Annotated in this window: 21 protein-coding genes; 12 read left to right on the forward strand and 9 right to left on the reverse strand. The window is 70.1% G+C overall.

The genetic code is table 11. The features are described from left to right. The first annotated feature begins 556 nt into the window (after positions 1 to 556). The 5 genes from ACWF7A_RS21300 to ACWF7A_RS21320 are packed head-to-tail and all read left to right on the forward strand — an operon-like array spanning position 557 to position 5510. Positions 557 to 2128, forward strand: coding sequence for an ABC transporter substrate-binding protein (locus ACWF7A_RS21300; RefSeq protein ID WP_452252198.1), 1572 nt, complete (start codon positions 557 to 559; stop codon positions 2126 to 2128). Next, positions 2125 to 3123, forward strand: coding sequence for an ABC transporter permease (locus ACWF7A_RS21305; protein ID WP_452252199.1), 999 nt, complete (start codon positions 2125 to 2127; stop codon positions 3121 to 3123). The genes ACWF7A_RS21300 and ACWF7A_RS21305 overlap by 4 nt, the downstream gene beginning before the upstream one ends. After that, entirely contained in the window at positions 3116 to 4000 is an 885-nt protein-coding gene (locus ACWF7A_RS21310; RefSeq protein WP_452252200.1) for an ABC transporter permease, read from the forward strand. The genes ACWF7A_RS21305 and ACWF7A_RS21310 overlap by 8 nt, the downstream gene beginning before the upstream one ends. After that, positions 3994 to 4896: an ABC transporter ATP-binding protein gene (locus ACWF7A_RS21315; protein WP_452252201.1), complete on the forward strand. Its 903-nt coding sequence runs from the start codon at positions 3994 to 3996 to the stop codon at positions 4894 to 4896. The genes ACWF7A_RS21310 and ACWF7A_RS21315 overlap by 7 nt, the downstream gene beginning before the upstream one ends. Then, positions 4890 to 5510: an ABC transporter ATP-binding protein gene (locus ACWF7A_RS21320; RefSeq protein WP_452252202.1), complete on the forward strand. Its 621-nt coding sequence runs from the start codon at positions 4890 to 4892 to the stop codon at positions 5508 to 5510. Before ACWF7A_RS21315 ends, ACWF7A_RS21320 begins: the two co-directional genes overlap by 7 nt. Here the strand turns inward: ACWF7A_RS21320 and ACWF7A_RS21325 are convergent. The 5 genes from ACWF7A_RS21325 to ACWF7A_RS21345 form a co-directional block, all read right to left on the reverse strand. Beyond that, the gene (locus ACWF7A_RS21325) at positions 5482 to 6006 is read right to left on the reverse strand and encodes a class F sortase (RefSeq protein ID WP_452252203.1); all 525 of its coding nucleotides are present in this window, start codon (positions 6004 to 6006) and stop codon (positions 5482 to 5484) included. The genes ACWF7A_RS21320 and ACWF7A_RS21325 overlap by 29 nt on opposite strands. Continuing rightward, positions 6006 to 6743: a DUF4397 domain-containing protein gene (locus ACWF7A_RS21330; RefSeq protein ID WP_452252204.1), complete on the reverse strand. Its 738-nt coding sequence runs from the start codon at positions 6741 to 6743 to the stop codon at positions 6006 to 6008. Before ACWF7A_RS21330 ends, ACWF7A_RS21325 begins: the two co-directional genes overlap by 1 nt. Before the next feature lie 91 nt (positions 6744 to 6834). Beyond that, positions 6835 to 7005 carry a hypothetical protein gene (locus ACWF7A_RS21335; protein ID WP_452252205.1) on the reverse strand — a complete coding sequence of 57 codons (171 nt, stop codon included), beginning with the start codon at positions 7003 to 7005 and terminating at the stop codon, positions 6835 to 6837. 28 nt (positions 7006 to 7033) lie between these two features. Beyond that, positions 7034 to 7783: a hypothetical protein gene (locus ACWF7A_RS21340; RefSeq protein ID WP_452252206.1), complete on the reverse strand. Its 750-nt coding sequence runs from the start codon at positions 7781 to 7783 to the stop codon at positions 7034 to 7036. Positions 7784 to 7809: 26 nt separating this feature from the next. Then, positions 7810 to 8934 carry a GAF domain-containing protein gene (locus ACWF7A_RS21345; RefSeq protein ID WP_452252207.1) on the reverse strand — a complete coding sequence of 375 codons (1125 nt, stop codon included), beginning with the start codon at positions 8932 to 8934 and terminating at the stop codon, positions 7810 to 7812. Positions 8935 to 9062: 128 nt separating this feature from the next. Between ACWF7A_RS21345 and adh the strand changes: the two genes are divergently transcribed. The 6 genes from adh to ACWF7A_RS21375 all read left to right on the forward strand — a co-directional run bounded on the left by adh (position 9063) and on the right by ACWF7A_RS21375 (position 14460). Continuing rightward, positions 9063 to 10586: an aldehyde dehydrogenase gene (gene adh / locus ACWF7A_RS21350; RefSeq protein WP_452252208.1), complete on the forward strand. Its 1524-nt coding sequence runs from the start codon at positions 9063 to 9065 to the stop codon at positions 10584 to 10586. Next, entirely contained in the window at positions 10586 to 10936 is a 351-nt protein-coding gene (locus tag ACWF7A_RS21355) for a DUF779 domain-containing protein (protein WP_452252209.1), read from the forward strand. The genes adh and ACWF7A_RS21355 overlap by 1 nt, the downstream gene beginning before the upstream one ends. 9 nt (positions 10937 to 10945) lie before the next feature. After that, positions 10946 to 11800, forward strand: a complete 855-nt coding sequence (locus ACWF7A_RS21360) for a hypothetical protein (protein ID WP_452252210.1) — start codon at positions 10946 to 10948, stop codon at positions 11798 to 11800. Continuing rightward, a complete protein-coding gene (locus ACWF7A_RS21365) occupies positions 11797 to 12639 on the forward strand; it encodes a hypothetical protein (protein ID WP_452252211.1) in 843 nt (280 codons plus the stop codon). Before ACWF7A_RS21360 ends, ACWF7A_RS21365 begins: the two co-directional genes overlap by 4 nt. A 69-nt stretch (positions 12640 to 12708) precedes the next feature. Then, the gene (locus ACWF7A_RS21370; RefSeq protein WP_452252212.1) at positions 12709 to 13980 is read left to right on the forward strand and encodes a hypothetical protein; all 1272 of its coding nucleotides are present in this window, start codon (positions 12709 to 12711) and stop codon (positions 13978 to 13980) included. A 93-nt stretch (positions 13981 to 14073) separates the two neighbouring features. After that, positions 14074 to 14460 carry an SgcJ/EcaC family oxidoreductase gene (locus ACWF7A_RS21375; RefSeq protein ID WP_452252213.1) on the forward strand — a complete coding sequence of 129 codons (387 nt, stop codon included), beginning with the start codon at positions 14074 to 14076 and terminating at the stop codon, positions 14458 to 14460. On the opposite strand, the gene ACWF7A_RS21380 is transcribed toward ACWF7A_RS21375, so the two are convergent. The 3 genes from ACWF7A_RS21380 to ACWF7A_RS21390 all read right to left on the reverse strand — a co-directional run bounded on the left by ACWF7A_RS21380 (position 14457) and on the right by ACWF7A_RS21390 (position 18159). Further along, positions 14457 to 15500, reverse strand: a complete 1044-nt coding sequence (locus ACWF7A_RS21380) for a chitinase (RefSeq protein WP_452252214.1) — start codon at positions 15498 to 15500, stop codon at positions 14457 to 14459. The genes ACWF7A_RS21375 and ACWF7A_RS21380 overlap by 4 nt on opposite strands. A gap of 773 nt (positions 15501 to 16273) precedes the next feature. Further along, positions 16274 to 17218, reverse strand: a complete 945-nt coding sequence (locus ACWF7A_RS21385) for an SDR family NAD(P)-dependent oxidoreductase (protein ID WP_452252215.1) — start codon at positions 17216 to 17218, stop codon at positions 16274 to 16276. Beyond that, on the reverse strand, positions 17215 to 18159 hold the full coding sequence (locus tag ACWF7A_RS21390) for an SDR family NAD(P)-dependent oxidoreductase (protein WP_452252216.1): 945 nt from the start codon (positions 18157 to 18159) through the stop codon (positions 17215 to 17217). The genes ACWF7A_RS21385 and ACWF7A_RS21390 overlap by 4 nt, the downstream gene beginning before the upstream one ends. Positions 18160 to 18272: 113 nt before the next feature. Here ACWF7A_RS21390 and ACWF7A_RS21395 point away from each other — a divergent pair, with 113 nt between their 5' ends. Then, positions 18273 to 18824, forward strand: a complete 552-nt coding sequence (locus ACWF7A_RS21395; protein ID WP_452252217.1) for a TetR/AcrR family transcriptional regulator — start codon at positions 18273 to 18275, stop codon at positions 18822 to 18824. Here ACWF7A_RS21395 and ACWF7A_RS21400 read toward each other — a convergent pair. Next, complete coding sequence (locus ACWF7A_RS21400) at positions 18760 to 19230, reverse strand: GbsR/MarR family transcriptional regulator (RefSeq protein ID WP_452252218.1); 471 nt, start codon at positions 19228 to 19230, stop codon at positions 18760 to 18762. The genes ACWF7A_RS21395 and ACWF7A_RS21400 overlap by 65 nt on opposite strands. Between the last annotated feature and the right edge of the window lie 6 nt (positions 19231 to 19236).

Here is a 19236-nt window from a genome sequence, read left to right on the forward strand (position 1 = left end):
AAGCGGTTCCTCAGCAGTTCCACTTCACACCCGGAGGCCTTCACCTGTCTTCACCGCAAGCCATCACGTCCGGAACAACGTCCCTGGACATCACAGCTAGGCGCTGTCCTGCAAGTTCGTTCGGTGACAGGCGCGGGCGAGAGACCCGGAGGCGGTGCCGCCGCGATGACCTCATACCGGGCGTATTCGGGCGTTGCGGCGGTGCCGCCTCCGGGTCCCTCGGCCGCTACTGTCGCCCAACGAGACTTGCAGGACAGCGCCTAGTGCGCGTGCTGGTGCTCTTCCACGTGACCTGCGTCATGCACGTGCGCGTGTGAGTGCGTCTCGCCGTCGTGCGTATGGGTGTGCTCGTGCTCGACGTGGTCGTGCGCGTGATCCCCGTGGGGATGCGTATGAGTCGTTTCACCGTGGCTGTGCTCGTGGGAGTGCACTCCGTTGGTCATGCCGCTGATGCTGGCACGTCCGTGACCTGCGTGCAGTCGTGCAAGGTATTGCCTATTGCAAGTTCTTTGCTGTTAGCTGCACCCGGCAACACGGACCTCCTGGGAGGAAATGGATGCGCCGGACGGTTTCCGCGCTGGTGGCTGCGGCACTGGTGGCCTCGTGCTCCTCACCCGACGGCGCGACGACGGCGTCGGCGACGTCCATCGTCATCGGCGCGGGCAGTGAGCCGGAGAACCTCAACCCCGTGCTCGGCTACGCGCCCGACGGCGCCGCGAAGATTTTCGACGGACTGGTGGCGCGCGACGCCTCGCTGGCCCTGAAGCCGGCGCTGGCCTCGGAGCTGCCGACCGCGTCGGCGGACGGACTGACGTGGACCGCCAAGCTGCGCAAGGACGTCACGTTCTCCGACGGCACTCCCCTGACCGCCGACGACGTCGTCTTCACCTACAGGTCCGTGCTGGACAAGAAGGTGAACTCCACGATCGCCTCCCGGTTCGACGCGCTGACCGGCGTCGTGGCGAAGGACCCGGCCACGGTGGAGTTCACGCTCTCCTACGCCTACGCGCCTTTCGCACAGCAGCTCGCGCTCGGGATCGTGCCCGCCGCGAAGCTCGAGGGCTCGGACATCAACAGCGCGGCGTTCAACACCGCCCCGGTCGGCACGGGCCCGTACACGGTCGAGTCGTGGCGCAAGGGCGACCGGATGGTGTTGAAGGCCAACGAGAAGTACTGGGGCGGCGCGCCCGCGGTGAAGTCCGTGACCGTGGTCTTCGTGCCCGACGACAACGCCCGCGCGACCCGCATGGCCGCCGGCGAGTTCGACGGCACGGTGCTGCCGCCCAAGCTCGCCCGGACCTACCGCGACAAGTCCGGCTACAAGATCGTGCAGAACCCGTCGGCCGACTACCGCGGTCTCGGCATCCCGTCCGAGCTGCCGCTCACGTCGACTCCACAGGTGCGGCGCGCGATCAACCTCGGCATCAACCGCCAGGCCATGATCGACGCCGTGCTGGCCGGGTCCGGCAAGCCCGCGTCGACGCCCATCTCGCCGCACCTCGAGGACTGGTACGACGACAGCGCCTCGTTCGGCTACGACGTCGCCGAGGCGGAGAAGCTCCTCGACGAGGCAGGCTGGCGCAGGGGCGCGGACGGCAAGCGCGCCAAGGACGGTCAGCCCGCGAAGCTGCCGGTGCTCTACCCCGCGCCCGACGTGCTGCGCAAGGAGCTCGCCCTCGCCACCGCCTCGGACATCGCGAAGCTCGGCATCGACGCGCCCGTCGAGGCGACGACGTTCGAGGTCATGCTGCAGCGCCGCGAGGAAGCGGCCTCGATGTGGGGCGGCGGCGATCCATATGACCCGGACACGGCCGCGTACACGTTGCTGCACAGCAAGTACGCGGGCCAAGACGGGTACGTCAACATGACGCTCTACAGGAACTCCACCGTGGACACCGCGCTCGACACCGCCCGCCGCAGCCTCGACCCGGCCGCGCGCAAGAAGGCCTACGACGAGTTCCAGACGGCGTACGTGGCCGACCCGGGCTGGGCGTTCCTGGTGTTCCTCGACCACACCTACGTCGTGCGCGACAAGTGGAACGGCCAGGAGACCCAGGTCGAGCCGCACGACCACGGCCTCGTGCACGCGGTGTGGTGGAACCTCGAACGCTGGACCCCGAAGTCGTGACGCGGACCCGCGCCCGCGGCACGGCCCGGTCGATCGGCCTGTTCGCCCTGCGGCGCCTGGCCTTCGCGGTCCCGGTGCTGCTCGTCGTGAGCTTCGCCCTGTTCGTGCTCGCGAAGGCGAGCCCGTTCGACCCGGTCGAGCGCTACTTCGGCGTCCGGATCATCGGCGCCTCACCGGAACGCGTGGCGCAGCTCCGCGCGAACTGGGGCGTCGACGAACCCGTCGTCTCGCAGTACTGGGCGTGGCTGCGGCACGCGGTGGCGGGCGACCTCGGCGACTCGCTGTCGTTGCAGCAACCCGTGTCGGCCGTGATCGGCGACCGTCTCGGGTGGACGGTGCTGCTGGTGTCGGTCGGTTTCACGCTGGCGCTGGTGCTCGGGCTGCTGCTCGGCACGCTCGCGGCGTGGCGGCAGGGATCGTGGCTCGACCGCTCGATCACCGGCAGCTGCTACGCGCTGGAGGCCGCGCCGGTGTTCTGGCTCGGCCTCGCGGTGCTCTACGTGTTCGCGCTGCAGCTGCAATGGCTTCCCGGCGGCGGTGTGACCACGGGCTCCGAACCCGTGTCGGTGGGCGGGGTCGCGGTCCACATGGTGCTGCCGGTGGCGGTGCTGGCGATCTCGCAGGCGCCGTGGTTCGTGCTGTTCGTGCGGCAGAACCTGCTGGAGTCGTTCACGCAGGACCACGTGATCGGCGCGCGGGCCCGCGGGCTGCCGGACCACCTGGTGGTGTCGGGGCACGCGCTGCGCACCTCGCTGCTGCCGTTCCTGACCCTGCTCGGCGCCCGGTTGCCCGAGCTGATCACGGGGGCGTTGCTGGTGGAGACGGTGTTCTCGTGGCCGGGCATCGCGCGGGCGACGGTGGAGGCGGCGCTGAACGTCGACTTCGCGTTGCTCGGCGCGCTGACCGTGATGGCGACGGCAGTGGTGTTGCTCGGCAACCTGCTGGCCGACGTCCTGTACGCGCTCGCCGACCCGAGGGTGGCGCTCGATGGCTGACCTGCTCTGGCGTCCTGCCCCGCGCAGCCGCCTCACCGCCGCGTCGCCGCCGCGCTCGCCGAAGTGGCGGCTGCTGCCGTCCGCGGTCGTCCTGGGCCTGGTCGCGGTCACCGTGCTGGTCGTGCCGCTGGTCGTGGAGCTCAACGAGCAGTACGTCGACCTCGCGATCGCCAACCAGCCGCCGTCCGCCGCGCACCTGTTCGGCACCGACGAACTGGGCCGCGACGTGCTGCTGCGCTGCGTCTACGCGCTCAGGGTGTCGCTGACCGTCGGCGTGGTCGCCGCCGTGATCTCGGCGATCGCCGGCACCGCGGTGGGCGCGCTGGCCGGGTCGATCGGCGGCTGGTTCGACCGGATCGTGATGCGCGTGGTCGACGCGATCGCGTCGGTCCCGCACCTGTTGCTGGGCATCGTGATCGTCGCGATCCTGCGGCCCAGCCTGAGCGCCGTGATCATCTCGATCGCCCTGACGCACTGGCTCACCGCCGCCCGGATCGTGCGCTCGGAGGTGCTGTCGCTGCGGACCAGGCCGTTCATCGACGCGGCCATCGTCGGCGGAGCGTCGCGACTGCAGGTGATGACGCGGCACCTGCTGCCGAACGTCGCCCCGCAGGTCCTGCTCGCGACCACCCTGATGGTGCCCCACGCGGTGTGGCACGAGACGGCGTTGTCGTTCCTGGGCCTCGGACTGCCGCCGCACGCCGCCAGCATCGGCAACATGATCAACGACGCCCAGCGCTCGTTGCTGGTCGGCGGCTGGTGGATGTCGCTGGCACCCGGCCTGCTGCTGATCATCACGACGCTGGCGGTGTCCGGCATCAGCGGTGTGTGGCGGGACCGGCTCAACCCCAAGCGGCGCACGGAGCTGACGTGGTGAACCTGGAGATCGACCGGGTCTCGGTGCGGTTCGCGCTCAAGGGCGCGACGGTCGAGGCCGTGAACGACGTGTCCCTGACGCTGCGGCCCGGCGAGTGCGTGGCGCTGGTCGGCGAGAGCGGCTGCGGCAAGACCGTGCTGGCGTCGGCGTTGCTCGGGTTCCTGCCGGGCAACGCGGAGACGAGCGGCAGCGCCCGGCTCGGCGACGTGGACCTGCTCGCCGCGAGCGACCACGAGCTGGCGACCACCATCCGCGGCCGCAGGATCGGCCTCATCCCGCAGAGCCCGGCGAGCCACCTCACGCCCGTGCGCACCGCCCGTTCCCAGCTGGAGGAGGCCGCGCGCGTCCTCGGCGGCGACGCGGCGAAGGCCGCCGAACGGGCCGGGCTGCTGCCCGAGCACCTCGACCGCTACCCGCACGAGCTGTCCGGCGGCATGGCCCAGCGCGTCGCGAACGCCCTGGCGCTCGTCGGCGACCCGTCGTTGCTGATCGCCGACGAACCGACCACCGGCCTCGACCGCGACCTCGTGGACGGGCTGCTGGACGAGTTCCGCAGGCTGGTCGACGACGGCCACGCGGTCCTGCTGATCACGCACGACCTCGCGGCGGCGCACAAGGTCGCCGACCGGATCGCGGTGATGTACGCGGGCCGGATCGTCGAGGTCGGCCCGGCGCACGAGGTGCTCGACCGCGCGCGGCACCCGTACAGCCGGGGCCTCGCCAACGCGCTGCCGGAACGGGACTTCCTCCCGATCCCCGGCCAGCCTCCCCTGCTCACCGACCTGCCCGCGGGCTGCGCGTTCGCCCCGCGCTGCGAGCAGGCCACCGAGATCTGCGAGGACCGCCCCGTGCTGACCGACGACCCGCACGCCGTCGCGTGCCACCGCCCGTGCTGACCGCGCGGGGCGTCACCGCCGGCTACTCCGCCCCGGTGATCACCGACGTCAGCCTCACCGTCCACCCCGGACGGACCGTCGGCCTCGCCGGGCCCAGCGGGTCCGGGAAGTCCACTTTGGCCCGCGTGCTCGCGTTGCTGCACAAGCCGTTCGCGGGCACCGTGGAGATCGACGGCGAGACGGTCACCGGGTTCCGGTTCCGGGCCCGTCAGCGCACGAAGATCGGCGTGCTGTTCCAGCAGCCCAGGTTGTCGGTGGACCCGCGGTTCACCCTCCGCCAGGCGATCGCCGAACCGGGCGCCGACCGCGTCGACGAGCTCGCCGAGAAGGTGATGCTCACCGACGACCTGCTGGGCCGGCGGCCGCACGAGGTCAGCGACGGCCAGCTGCAACGCGCCTGCCTCGCCCGCGCGCTGGCGCTGAACCCGCGCTACCTGATCTGCGACGAGATGACGACGATGCTGGACGCCTCCACGACGGCGGCGCTGGTCGGCGTGATCCGGGCCTACCAGGAGACCTCCGGCGCGGGCGTGCTCGCGATCTCGCACGACGCCACGCTGCTCACGAGGTGGGCAGACGAGACCGTCAGGCTTTCAGCACCGCTTCCACGATGACGTTGTTCCGGTAGCTGCCCGCGACCCGGTCGAAGTCTCCGCCGCACGTCACGAGCCGCAGCTCGGACAGCGGCGTCGGCCCGTAGACCAGGGCCGTCGGGAACGCGGACTTCTCCATCGTCTGGGTGCTGTTCACGACGAACGTGAGCCTGCTGCCGTCGTCGCGCTCCACGAGCACCTCGGCGCCGGGCCGCAGCTCGGGCAGGCGGTAGAACACGCCGGGCCCGGTCTTCGAGTCGACGTGCCCCGCGATCACGGCCGGACCGGCGTCCCCCGGCGCGACGCCCTTGGCGAACCACCCGGCCTTGTCCGAGCGCGTCGGCGGCTCCAGCGTCCCGGCGGAGTCGACCTCCAACGCCTCGAGCGCGGTGTCGACGCCGATCGACGGGATCTGCACCGTGACCGGTCCCGGCACCTCGTCCGACCCCGGGCCCTTCACGACGTAGATCAGCGTGACCAGCACCGCCGCTCCCATCAGGAGCTTGCCCTTGGCCATCAGCCGAACCGGAACAACCGGCCGCGCACCGAGTACATCGCGACGCCGACGACGAGCGCGATCACCAGCGCGGTGAGCCAGTCCCAGCCTCCCGCCATGCCGCCGAACCCGGTCTCCTGACCGCCGCTCGGCACGACCTCGGAGCCCTTGGCGTCGGTCCGCAGCTCGATGCGCCGCGCGTTGACCAGCAACGAGTAGACGGCGCCGGGTTCGAGCGTCGCCTCCAGCGTCGTCGAGTCCTTCTCGCGCGGCAGCACCTTCAGCGCGTCCGATCCGGGCGCCACCAGGACGTACCCGGTCGTCGAGTTCGCCTGCACGCCGCGGTGCACGACCTCGGCGCCGCGCTGCAGGTCCATCTCGGCGTCGCCCGCGTTGATCACCCGCAGCCGCGCCTGGCCGTTCGCCGGCTGGCTGACGTCGTCCTCCAGCACCTTCATCGAGGACGCGACGTCGAGGACCGTGTAGGCCTGCCCGGCCCCGGCCCGCACCGTCACCGATCGCAGCAGCGGGCTCCCCGGCTCGGCCATGCGGAACTCGACGACGTGCTCGCCCGGCTCGACGCGGCGGTAGTCCCAGAGCTGGGCGTAGTCGAGGGTGCCGAGCTTGGTCCCGTCGAGCACCGCGTCGACGCGCGCCTGATCCTTCGAGAAGTGCCCGAGGCGCAGGTACGTGCCTGTCGCGGCGTGCACGGGCGTGGCGGAGAGCAGCAACAACAGCACTACGGCGAGCACTCGCACGCGATCCCCTCCCCTCGCCGGACACATCACTGATGAAACGATAACGCGACTGATCAGCGTGCAGTGAGGTTCGTTCGTCCTCCGGGATGCGTCACGGTGGCCCTGGAGGCGTCCATGGCGAGCCTGGCCGCCACCATTGGGCCATGAGGGCGAACGCCGGACCGGCCACGAGCGCGTCACCGCCGCCGGTCGTGTCGGCCACCTCGACGTCGCCGAGCGACAGCACCAGCTCTCCTCCGTCCCGGACGAACACGTCGTTCACGTCGCTGGACTACCCGGTGGCGGCCCGATCAACTCCGCGAGAACCGGTCCGTGACGTCGAGGCCGTCCGGCAGCACCGCGAACAGGTCGACGGGCGTCCGCTGCGACACCATCTCGCCGCGGTGCAGGCGCTTGAGCCGGTCGCGGGCCACGACGACCTGCGGGCTCGGCGCGGAGAGCACGAGGACCGGCACCGCGCCCTGCGTGACGTGCGCGCCGACCCTGTCCTCGGTGCCGCGCCCGAACTTGAGCACCTTCCCGTACCGCACGAGGTAGAGCAGGTTCTCCTCACCGCGCACGCGCTTGAGCTCGTGCACCTCTCCCGTCTCGTCGTCGCGGCCCCAGGTGCCGTGCGACTTGGTGAGCCAGCGGTACCCGGTCCACGGCAGCCCGTGCACGTCGGTCGCGAGCACGGTCCAGCCGGGCCGGAAGTACTTGGCCAGCCGCACCTTCACGGTCGTCGCGGCGAGGAACTCCGAGTTCTCCCGCCAGGTGCCGTCGAGCTCCAGCCGGTGCGCGATCCGCTGCACGGCCGGGTCCGGCACGGACCTGTCGTCCAGGCACACCAGGCACCTCGTGCGAAAGCCGGTGCCGCACGAGCGCGCGGCACCGCACCAGCCGCACTGCTGGATCTGCACGGGCGCGCCCGCGGGCCTGTCGTGCACCAGTTTCATCTGGTCCGCGACGACCTGCAGGCACGGCGCGCACAAGGCACACCACGCGACCTCGGTGACGTCCTTGCGCGGCAACCGGGTCATGCAGTTGATGCACTGCTTCACTTTTCGCCCTCCCCTTGCGGGAAAGCCTATTCCAGCGCCCTTCGCAGGCGCGAGGAGACAAGAGCGTGACGAGGGTCCGTGACCGGGAGCAGCAGGTGCAGGCGTTCGAGCACCTCGGCGTCCTCCCCGCTGTCCGCGAACGACAGCAGCGCGTCGAGATCTCCCCGCTCCAGCACGCCTTTGCGCACCGCGGCGGCGAGGTCGACCCTCTCGTCGCGGACCACGGGCGCGTCCGAACGGGGTAGCAGGTCACCGCTGTAGTGCCGGGTCGCCCCGACCGCGTCGCCGGACCGCAGAGCCGTCCGCACGTCCAGGAAGTCGCCGCGCACCACGGCATCGAGCCGGTACGGCCTCGTCAACAGGACACCACCGAGCTGCGCACGCAGCCTGTGCAGCTCCGCGCGGACCGTGGTCGGGTTCCCACGTTCACCATAGAGCAACAACGCGAGCTGTTCCGCCGTCAGTCCCTTGGGGTGCAGGGCGAGCGCCGTCAGGACCTCCGCGTTGCGCAGCGTCAGCGTCAGCGGCCGTCCGTCGAGGTCTGCGTGCGGCCCGCCGAGGAAGTTCAGCGACAGCACGTGCCGGCGCGGCGCGAACTGGCGCAGGTGGTGCGTGGCGAGCCGGGCGGCCGCGGACACGAGCTGCGCGACGGCCGGGTGCATGGTCTTGAGCGGTCCGCTGACGTCGACGACCCCCAGCAACACTCCCGTGTGGGGGTCGTGGATCGGGCTCGCCGCGCACGTCCAGCCGTGGTAGGTGCGCACGAGGTGTTCGCGCGAATGGACGGTGACGGGCCGGCCGGTCGCCAGCGCGGTACCCATCGCGTTCGTGCCGATGACGTCCTCGCTCCAGCGCGACCCTTCGGTGAGGTGGACGCGCTCCGCCCGGTGCCGGGTCTGGTTGTCGCCCTCGCACCAGAGGATGTGGCCGCGGGTGTCGGTGACGATCATGATCGTGTCGTCCATCGACAACGTGTCCGTGAGCAGCGGGACCGCGGCGGCCAGGGGGTGCGCGCCGCGCAGGTCAGCGACCTCGTCGCGCGCGTAGACCACCGGGGCCTCGTGCCGGTCCGGGTCGATGTGCGCGGCAAGGGAGCGCCGCCACGACTCGAAGATCACCGGACGCGCGGCACCCAGCTCGACTGGGTCCATTGGTCCAGGATGCAGGTCGGAATACCGCAGCGGCAAGCCCGCGGTTGCTCCGATCGGATGCAACGTCCGTGAAACGTCGCCGGTTCTACGTTCGCCGCCTGTTCGCAACGACGCGGGAGGCAGGGTCCATGGCGAGGTACGCGGCTCCAGGACAACCGGACAGCGTGGTCACTTTTCGCGACCGGTACGACCACTTCATCGGAGGCGAGTACGTGCCGCCCGCCAAGGGCCAGTACTTCGCCAACCCCACCCCGGTGACCGGGGAGGACTTCACCGAGATCGCCCGCGGCACCGCCGAGGACGTCGAACGCGCGCTGGACGCGGCCCACGGCGCCGCCCTCGCGTGGGGCAAGACGTCGGTCGCGGAGCGCGCCAACATCCTGAACAAGATCGCCGACCGCATCGAGGCGAACCTCGAGATGCTCGCGGTCGCGGAGACGTGGGACAACGGCAAGGCGGTCCGCGAGACCCTGGCCGCCGACCTGCCGCTCGCGGTCGACCACTTCCGGTACTTCGCGGGCGCGATCCGCGCCCAGGAGGGCGGCATCTCGCAGATCGACGAGGACCTCGTCGCCTACCACCTGCACGAGCCGCTCGGCGTCGTCGCGCAGATCATCCCGTGGAACTTCCCGATCCTGATGGCGGTCTGGAAGCTCGCGCCCGCCCTGGCCGCGGGCAACGCGGTCGTGCTCAAGCCCGCCGAGCAGACGCCGGCGTCGATCCACGTCCTGAACGAGCTGATCTCGGACCTGCTCCCGCCAGGCGTGCTGAACATCGTCAACGGGTTCGGCGTCGAGGCGGGCAAGCCGCTCGCGTCCTCGCGGCGCGTCGCGAAGGTGGCGTTCACCGGCGAGACGACCACCGGCCGGTTGATCATGCAGTACGCCAGCGAGAACATCATCCCCGTCACGCTGGAGCTCGGCGGCAAGTCGCCGAACGTGTTCTTCAACGACGTGGCCTCGCAGCGGGACGCCTTCTACGACAAGGCACTCGAGGGCTTCACGATGTTCGCGCTGAACCAGGGCGAGGTCTGCACCTGCCCGTCGCGCGCGTTGATCCAGAGCGACATCTACGACGGCTTCCTCGGCGACGCCGTGGAGCGGACCCGCGCGATCAAGCAGGGCCACCCGCTCGACACCGAGACCATGATCGGCGCGCAGGCGTCCAACGACCAGCTCGAGAAGATCCTGTCGTACATCGACATCGGCAAGCAGGAGGGCGCGAGGATCCTGACCGGCGGCGAGCGCGCGGACCTCGGCGGCGAGCTGTCCGGCGGCTACTACGTGACGCCGACGATCTTCGAGGGCGACAACAAGATGCGGATCTTCCAGGAGGAGATCTTCGGGCCGGTCGTCTCCGTCGCCCGGTTCTCCGACTACGACGACGCCATGAAGACCGCCAACGACACCCTGTACGGCCTCGGCGCGGGCGTGTGGTCGCGCGACGGTTCCGTCGCCTACCGCGCCGGCCGCGACATCCAGGCGGGCCGCGTGTGGGTGAACAACTACCACGCCTACCCGGCGCACGCGGCGTTCGGCGGCTACAAGCAGTCCGGCATCGGCCGCGAGAACCACCGCATGATGCTCGACCACTACCAGCAGACCAAGAACCTGCTCGTCAGCTACTCCCAGAACGCCCAGGGCTTCTTCTGATGCCCCGCGTCGCACTGACCCCTGAGGCCGCGGACGTGCTCCGCGGCCTCAGGGCCGACCACGGCGACCTGATGTTCCACCAGTCCGGCGGCTGCTGCGACGGCTCGGCCCCGATGTGCTACCTCGCCGGGGAGTTCCGCACCGGCGCGTCCGACGTGCACCTCGGTGATCTCGAGGTCGACGAGTTCGTCATTCCCGTGTGGATGTCCGCGGCCCAGTTCGAGTACTGGAGCCACACCCACCTCACGATCGACGTGGTACCCGGCCGTGGGAGCGGTTTCTCGCTGGAGGCACCGCTGGGAATACGTTTTCTGGTGCGCTCTCGACTGCTGACGGACGAGGAGCTCTAGCATCTGCGCATGACCGTCCAATGCGGATGCTGCGGAGCCGAGATCACCTCTACGGACCGCATCGACTACAGGTTGAACCGTCCGGAGCAACTGCTCGGGGTGCCCGGCGAGCAACTCGGCGCGCCCACGGGCGGGTTGCTCGTCGGACCGGGCGGTGACTCCTACATCCGTTGCCTGCTCCCGGTTCGGCTGACCGGCGGAACCGAGATCGTGTTCGGCGCGTGGACGCAGATCAGCAAGGTGGACGCGATGTACGCCCACGCCGTGTGGGACAACGACAGCGAGTACGCGAACCTGCGGATCGCGGGCACGTTCGCGAACGCGATCAAGCCCTGGGACGTACTCGGAGTGGCTGTCGAGGCCGCCGTGCTCAACACCGACGAGCTGCCCTACTTCACCTCGCACCCGTTGCTCGAACGGGAGTGGGACCGCGACGAGGTGCTGTGCCGCATCCGGCACCCGTTGCCCATCCCCGTGCGCGAGACCCTCGGCGAGGTCTGGAGCATCGAGCGCACCGAGGGCATGCGCTGCGCCGTCGACGGCCGCACCGTCCGGTTCACGAGCCCGGACCGCCGGGTCGCGCTGGACGTCTACGCCGACCTCACCGGCGGCAGCGTGAGCGACTTCCTGGGCGCCGTCCTCGACGGCTACCCCGCGAGCGCCGAACACTCCGTCTCGCACGAGGGCCCGGAGCTGCGTCACGCGTTCTGGCTCAGCGAGGTGATCGACGGCCACGAGGAACAGGTGTTCCACGCGCACGTCGTCCGCCCCGGCACGATGATCTCCGTGCGCTGCGTGTACCGCTATCCCGTGGACAGGGCGTGGGCGCAGCACGTGCTCAACAGCATCCGGTACGTCGGGTGACGGCCTGCGAGTGCTGCGGCGCCGAGATCGACGACGCGGGCGCGATCGACCTGGACCTCGGCCCGCCTCCCGGCGTGCGGAACCCGTCCTTCGCGGCCGGTGGCAACGTGCTGCTGACCGAGGACGCCGCGTACGTCCGGTGCGTGCTGCCCGTCGACCTGACCGGTGACCTGGAGCTGTGGTTCGGCGCCTGGATGCGGGTCTCCCCCGAGGCCGCCCGGCACGCCGCCGACGTGTGGGACGAACCCGGCTACGCCTCGCTGTCGTTCACCGGCACGTTCTCCCACGACATCAAGCCGTGGGACGGCCTGCGCGGCGCGGAGGTCGCCGCCGAGGTCCGCGAGCCCGACGGCCTGCCCGAGTACGTGAAGCACCCGCTGCTCGGCACCACCTGGGACCGCGACGAGGTGCTCAGCGGGTACCTGGTCGAGCTGCCGGTCCCGATCCAGCAGAAGCTGCCCGGCCGGTGGAGCATCGAGCGCACCGCGGGCCTCACCCCGCACGTGCTGGAGGAGGGTCTGCGGTTCGCCGGGCCAGGCCGCGCGGTGTTCGTCGACGTCCGCCGCGCCCAGGGCACCCCGGCGGAGCGGTTCCTCGAACTGGCGCTGGAGGGTGCCCCGGAGGTGCCGCCGGAGCAGAAGTTCCTCGTGCGGGACGGCGTCGAGCTGCGGCACGCCCTGTGGCTCACCGCCGCGTCGGGCCAGCACGAGTTCCACGGGCACGTGGCGCGGTTCGGCGAGATGCTCGTCGTGACGTGCGTGCACGACGACCCGGCCGACCACGCGTGGGCGAGGCACGTGCTCAACAGCGCCCGGTTCCGCCGCGTGACGCGCTCGTAACGTCAGGTAAATCCCAAGTTTGTGCGAGTGAACTGGACCACTAATCGAGCCGGGCTGACGATTCCCGCCATGAACGTCCTGCTGGCATTCGCACTCACCGCGAGTCTCACGTCGCCGGTGCACCTGCCTCCGACAGCGCCGTGCCCGGAGAACGTCCCCGCCGGCACCACCTGCTACGAGGGCCGGGACCCCAACGGCGCGTACTACACGATCGCCGTGCCGAAGAAGTGGAACAAGACGCTCGTCGTGCACTCGCACGGTGGTCCCGACCTCGGAGAGCCCACGCCGGAGCGCACGCGGGACGACCTGAACCGCTGGTCCGTCATGGTCAAGGAGGGCTACGCGTGGGCGGGCACCTCGTACCGGCGCGGCGGCTACGGCACGCGGATGGCAGCCGAGGACACCGACAACCTGCGCAGGATGGTCGTCGGCATGCTCAAGCCCTCGAAGGTCTACCTCCACGGCCAGTCGTGGGGCGGCAACGTCGCGGCGAAGACCATCGAGCTGTACAAGGGTTATGACGCCGCGCTCTTGACGAGTGGCGTGATGGCAGGAGGTTCGCGCGGCTACGACTACCGCGTCGACCTGCGCGTGGTCTACCAGTACTACTGCGGCAACCACCCGCGCCCGTCCGAGGTGCAGTACCCGCTGTGGCAGGGGCTGCGTCCCGGCTCGACGATGACGACCGCCGGCCTGCGGAGCCGGATCGAGGAATGCCTCGGCGTGGCGGGAAGTCGCACACCCGAGCAGCAGCAGAAGCTCACGGACATCCTCACCGTCACGAAGATTCCCGAGGAGACCCTGAACTCGCACCTGAACTTCGCGACGTTCACGTTCCGCGACATCGTGCACAACCGCCTGGGCGACCGGAACCCGTGGAGCAACAAGGGTGTGGTCTACAAGGGCTCGCACGATGACAAGGCCCTGAACGCCGGCGTCGAACGCTTCGCCGCCGACCCGGCCGCCCGCGCCGAGCTGGCCTACGACAGCGACCTCACCGGCAAGATCGAGATCCCGGTCCTGTCGGTCCACGCGATCGGCGACCCGACCGCGTTCGTCGAGCACGAGTCGGCCTACCGCACCGTCGTGACGAAGGCCGGCCGCTGGTACAACCTGGTGCAGACCTTCACGACCGAGGCCACGCACAGCGCGTTCAGCGACTCGGAGTACGCCGCGGCCATGCAGTCCCTGGCGGCCTGGGAGAAGTTCGGCGTCCGGTCGAACCCGTTCCTGATCTCCTACGCCTGCCCCGGCCACGACAGGAAGTACGGCACCGGCTGCTTCTACAACCCCTGGTACCAGCCGAAGTCCTACGAGTCCCGGGTCGCACCCCGCGAGTGACCCGCAGGGAAACGGCCGCGCGCACCGCCTCCACAACGCTGCGCGCGGCCGGGCCTTGACCTCCACCAAGATGGAGGTACGACGATCTTCGCCATGAGCGATCTTTCCGACATCGAGAACCTCGTCGCCACCGTCCAGCACTCGCAGCAGAACGAGCTCGCCGAGGAGTTCATCGGCCTCTTCCGCTCCGACGCCATCTGGACCACGGCCCACGGCAAGCGCCTCACCGGCCGGGACGAGATCGCCTCCTTCACCCGCCAGGTCCTGCCCGGCGCGACGAAGGAGGCGACCGCCACGTACGAGGTGGCGCACGTCCTGTTCATCCGCCCGGACGTGGCCGCCGTCAAGATCCGCCAGCGCCCGGTCCGCCCGGACGGCACGGTGATCACCGACCAGAACGAGGGCTCACCGCTCTACATCCTGTCCAAAGAGGACGGCCGCTGGCGCATCGCCGCCGGCCAGAACACCATCGTCCTCTAGCGCCCCTGCAACGACTTCACCTTGTCGCCGAAGGTCCAGCCCTTCGAGCCGTCCCAGTTGATGGACCAGGTCATGAGCCCCTTGAGCTGGCCGCCGAAGCTGTTCCAGGCCTGCCCCACCAGCGTGGGGTTCATGTACCCTCCACCGGCCCCCGGCTGCGCGGGCAACCCGGGAACCTGCTTGTCGTAGGGCACCTTGATCGTGGTGCCCTGCACGACCAGCCCCTTGTTCAGGCACTGCGTCTGCGCCACGAACCCCTGCACCGTCCCGGCCGAGTAGCTGTCACCGGCACACCCGTACATGGACCCGTTGTAGTACTGCATGTTCAGCCACCACAGACGCCCGTTGTCCGCGTACTTCTTGATGATCGGCAGATAAGCACCCCAGATCGACCCGTACACGACACTGCCACCGGTCACGTACGCGGTCTCCGGCGCCATGGTGAGCCCGAACCCGGCCGGCATGGCCGCCAGCACCCCGTCGATGATGCGGATGAGGTTCGCCTGCGACGCCGACAACTGGTTGATGTTGCCGCTACCCACCAGCCCGGTCTCGATGTCGATGTCGATCCCGTCGAAGTTGTACTTCTTGAGAATCGGCACCACCGTGGCCACGAACCGGTTCGCCACCGCGGCCGAACTCAGGTCGATGCCCGCCGCGGCACCCCCGATCGACAGCAGAATCGTGGCGCCGTCCGCCTTCGCCGCACACATCTCGGCGGGCGTGGCGACCTTGACCCCGGCATCCATGCCGTCCTCCCACAGCACGGTGCCGTCGGACCGGATGACGGGGAACGCCGCGTTGATGACGTTGTAGCCGTGCTGCTTGATGCGGGCATCGGTGATCGGGGTCCAGCCGAACGGCGGGTGCACCCCGTTGGACGCGCCGTCCCAGTTCTCCCAGTACCCGTGCAGGACCTTGCCGGCGGGACGGGGCTTGAGCGCGCACGTGTCGGCGGCCTGGGCGGTGGACGGGACGAGCAGGGTGCTCATGAGCAGCAGCAGGGCTGTCAGTGCCCTCGGGAACGAGCGGGCAGACATTCGCTCACCTTTCGCATACAGGCGGCGACCCACTGTCATTGAAGCACGAAATGGTCCAGACCTCTAGCGGGACGGTGGGCGAGGCAGGCCGGGGCTGGCGACACGGGACAGGCGCGACCAGGCGGGCCTGGGTGGGGCGGGCCTGGATGGGGCGAGCCTGCGCGGAGCGAGCCCGCATGGAGCGAGCCTGGGTGCGACGGAGCGAGTGCGGCGGGACAGGCGCGCCAGGACAGGCGCGGCGAAGCCGAGCCGGGCGAAGCCGAGCCGGGCCAGGCCGAGCGGAGCCGTGTCGGGCCGAGCGGAGCCAGCCTGCGGCGGGCATGCGGGGCGGCCGCTGGAACACGACTGTCAGCGTGTGACGCGACCGCTCCGCTGGAACAGGAACCAGCCGCCTCAACTCCACCCGCGCGGTGCCAACCGGATAGCCAGCAACGCTTGGTGGCCACGTACGAGGCCTGGCGTGGCGATGCGGAGCGAGCCGTCCGAACCTGCTGCCTGCACGTGAACCGGTAGACCCCTCGAACGGCGATTGGGGCTTTACCTCGAGGGGCGGGATGCCACCCTCGCGGGCACGGCCGGGCGCTTTTCAGCCCGGCCTTTTCCGGCCGTCCAGCATCCCGCCAGAGGCTCGAGGTCAAGCCCCAATCGCAGCCCTTGATTCGTCGAGACCTGCGGGACCACCCTCGCAAGGCGACCGACCCAACCGAACGCGACCAACCCCGCTGGAACAGAAATCATCGCGCTCAACCGGACCACAGCCTCTGGAGCGGGTGTCAGGCCGCCTTGAGAGACCACAAGGTCTCCTCGGACACCTTCCACAGCTGAGCCGCCGCCTCCGGGTCCTGGGCATAGGCGGCCACGCCGCGAAGGTGCGACTCACCGGCCACCGGTGCGGCCTCGGCGCAGTCCTCGAAGTACCGCCCCGAGATCCCGTCCAGCAGCGGAGAGGTGGCGACCACCAGGGTGGTGGCGGCGCCCTGTTCGGGCGTCTTCACACGGCGGGTGGCCGCGGCGCCGCTTTGGCGGATGCGCTCCTGCAGCTCCTCCGTCGTCAGGTGGCGTTGGAGGTTGGTGGCGATACTGCCCGGCATCAGGGCGTTCATCGTGATGCCCTCGGACGCCCAGCGGACGCCGGCCTCGACGCCGAAGAGGACGTTCGCCGTCTTCGACTGGCCGTAGGCCTGCCAGCGGTCGTACTCGCGGTGGGCGTAGTGGATGTCGTCGAAGACGACGTCGCTCATCAGGTGGGCCGAGGAGCTGACGTTCACCACTCGGGCGCCTTCGGCTCGCAGGGAGTTGAAGAGGCCCAGCGTCAACGAGAAGTGGCCGAAGTGGTTCGTGGCGAACTGGAGCTCCCAGCCCTCCGGCGTGCGGGTCAGCGGGGGCGCCATCACGCCCGCGTTGTTGACCAGGAGGTGCAGCGGGCCGTCCCAGGTGCGGGCGAAGGCCTTGACCGACGCCGGCGAGGCCAGGTCGAGGCGGGCCACCGAGATGGTCCTGTTGCCGGTGGACCTCGTCAGCGAACTCGCCACCCGCTGGGCCGCGTCGAGGTCCCGGGCCGCGATCGTCACCTCGGCGCCCGCGGTGGCGAGGGCGCGGACCGTCTCCACGCCGATGCCCGAGGCGCCGCCCGTGACGACGGCGCGGCGGCCGGTGAGGTCCACGCCTTCGACGACCTCCAGGGCCGTCGTGTCGAAGCCGAATCCTGTGGTGATCATGCCTGCACCTTCAACGTTTCCTCGGAGACCTTCCACAGCTGCGCTGCGGCTTCTGGATCGGCGGCGTAGGCCGCCAGGCCGTTGCTCATGCCCTCGGCGTGCGGGAGGGCCTCGTCGCAGTCTTCGAAGTAGAGGCCCGAGCGGCCCTCCACCAGCGGGGACACGGCGAGCACCAGCGTGGTGGCCGCACCCTGCTCCGGCGTCTTGAGCCGCAACGGGTTCGAGCCGCCGCGCAGCCGCCTGCGCTGTTCCAGCTCCTCCGGCGTGATGTAACGCTGCAGCGCCGTGAGGATGCCGCCCGGCATCAGCGCGTTCATCGTGATGCCCTCGGACGCCCAGCGGGCACCGGCCTCGACGCCGAAGAGGACGTTCGCCGTCTTGGACTGGCCGTACGCCTGCCAGCGGTCGTACTCGCGGCGCTCGTAGTGGATGTCGTCGAACACCACGGGGCTCGAGAGGTGGCCCGCGGAGCTGACGTTCACGACGCGGGCGCCCTCGGCGCGCAGCGCGCCGTACAGGCCCAGCGTCAGCGTGAAGTGGCCGAAGTGGTTCGTGGCGAACTGGAGCTCCCAGCCCTCCGGCGTGCGCGTCAGCGGGGGCGCCATGACGCCCGCGTTGTTGACCAGCAGGTGCAGCGGCCCGTCCCACGACGCGGCGAAGGCCTTCACCGACTCCTGCGACGTCAGCTCCAGCGGAGCAACGGAGACCGCGGCGTTGCCCGTGGTGGCGGTGACGTCGGCGGCCACCTTGCGGCCCGCCTCGACATCACGCGCCGCGATGGTGACCTCGGCTCCCGCGGCGGCCAGCGCCCGCACGGTCTCGACGCCGATGCCCGACGCCCCACCGGTGACCACGGCGCGACGGCCGGACAGGTCGACGCCCTCGACGACCTCGAGAGCCGTGCTCTCGAACCCGAACGGGGTGGTGATGCGCTCACTCATCAGATTTCCCCAACCTGTGTCGTACACTGAAACGGAGGTGCCTCCGTTTCGAGTTCCACACTAAGCGGAGGGTCCTCCGTTTAGCAAGTGACGTCCCCCATAGGAGTGGTGCAGTGCGCGCAGACGCGGTCCGGAACCGAGGGCTGCTGATCGAGGTGGCGCTCGACGCGTTCACCCACGAGAAGGACGTGACGCTCGGCGCCATCGCCAAGAAGGCGGGCGTCGGCATCGGCACGCTCTACCGCCACTTCCCCACCCGCGAGGCGCTGATCGAGGCGGTCTACCGCACCGAGCTGGAGAAGCTCTGCGACGCGGCGCCCGAGCTGCTGGAGACCCACGAGCCCGAAGCGGCACTACGCGAGTGGATGGACCGCTTCATCGCCTACGCCGCGACGAAACGCGACCTCAAGGAAGCGCTGCAGGCCGTGATCGCGCTGGGCATCAACCCGTTCGAGCACAGCCGCGCGAAGATGACCGAGGCCGTCCAGTCCCTGCTCACCCCGCTCGGCGCGACGACCGAGCCCATGGACCTGATGGCACTGCTGATCGGCGTCGCCCAGAACGGCGACCCGGATCAGGCGCGCAGGATGCTGGACCTGATCATGAACGGGGTTCTCCACGACGCTGCTGCTCGAAGCGCTCCACCAGCATCGGCGCCTCGTTGAGCAGGAACGTGTAGAAGTCGCGCATGTACTCCAGCCGGTCGTGCGCGTGGCCGGGCCCGACCGCGTCGACACCCTTCTCCACGGCGCGCAGCACCTCGTCGACCACGGAGTGCTGCCGCGAGTAGAGCGTCGTCCAGGCGTTGTCGCGCATCCGGAAGTGCTCACGCCGGCTGCCCGCGACGTGGATGCGCTCGATCAGGCCCATCTGCGCGACCATCTTGACCGCGCCGGACACCGATCCCGCGCTCACGCCGAGCTCCTCGGCCAGGTCCCCCGCGGTCAGCGTCTCCTTCTCGGAGAACAGGAACGCCGCCAGGGTCCGCGCACCCATACGCTGCATCCCGGCGCCGACCAGCGAGAGCGCCAGCTGCTCGGCGGCCTGCCTGCGCTCTGTCTCGCCCGTCACAGCCAC

This window comes from Lentzea sp. NPDC055074 (genome assembly GCF_053608005.1).

Bases quoted from the DNA above. Each gene is read 5' to 3' on its own strand.
- ACWF7A_RS21385 (WP_452252215.1), bottom strand. From the start codon at position 17,218: ATGATCACCACAGGATTCGGCTTCGACACGACGGCCCTGGAGGTCGTC.
- ACWF7A_RS21345 (WP_452252207.1), bottom strand. From the start codon at position 8,934: ATGGACCCAGTCGAGCTGGGTGCCGCGCGTCCGGTGATCTTCGAGTCG.
- ACWF7A_RS21360 (WP_452252210.1), top strand. From the start codon at position 10,946: ATGACCGTCCAATGCGGATGCTGCGGAGCCGAGATCACCTCTACGGAC.
- ACWF7A_RS21300 (WP_452252198.1), top strand. From the start codon at position 557: ATGCGCCGGACGGTTTCCGCGCTGGTGGCTGCGGCACTGGTGGCCTCG.
- ACWF7A_RS21355 (WP_452252209.1), top strand. From the start codon at position 10,586: ATGCCCCGCGTCGCACTGACCCCTGAGGCCGCGGACGTGCTCCGCGGC.
- adh (WP_452252208.1), top strand. From the start codon at position 9,063: ATGGCGAGGTACGCGGCTCCAGGACAACCGGACAGCGTGGTCACTTTT.
- ACWF7A_RS21310 (WP_452252200.1), top strand. From the start codon at position 3,116: ATGGCTGACCTGCTCTGGCGTCCTGCCCCGCGCAGCCGCCTCACCGCC.
- ACWF7A_RS21390 (WP_452252216.1), bottom strand. From the start codon at position 18,159: ATGAGTGAGCGCATCACCACCCCGTTCGGGTTCGAGAGCACGGCTCTC.
- ACWF7A_RS21325 (WP_452252203.1), bottom strand. From the start codon at position 6,006: ATGGCCAAGGGCAAGCTCCTGATGGGAGCGGCGGTGCTGGTCACGCTG.
- ACWF7A_RS21375 (WP_452252213.1), top strand. From the start codon at position 14,074: ATGAGCGATCTTTCCGACATCGAGAACCTCGTCGCCACCGTCCAGCAC.
- ACWF7A_RS21380 (WP_452252214.1), bottom strand. From the start codon at position 15,500: ATGTCTGCCCGCTCGTTCCCGAGGGCACTGACAGCCCTGCTGCTGCTC.
- ACWF7A_RS21370 (WP_452252212.1), top strand. From the start codon at position 12,709: ATGAACGTCCTGCTGGCATTCGCACTCACCGCGAGTCTCACGTCGCCG.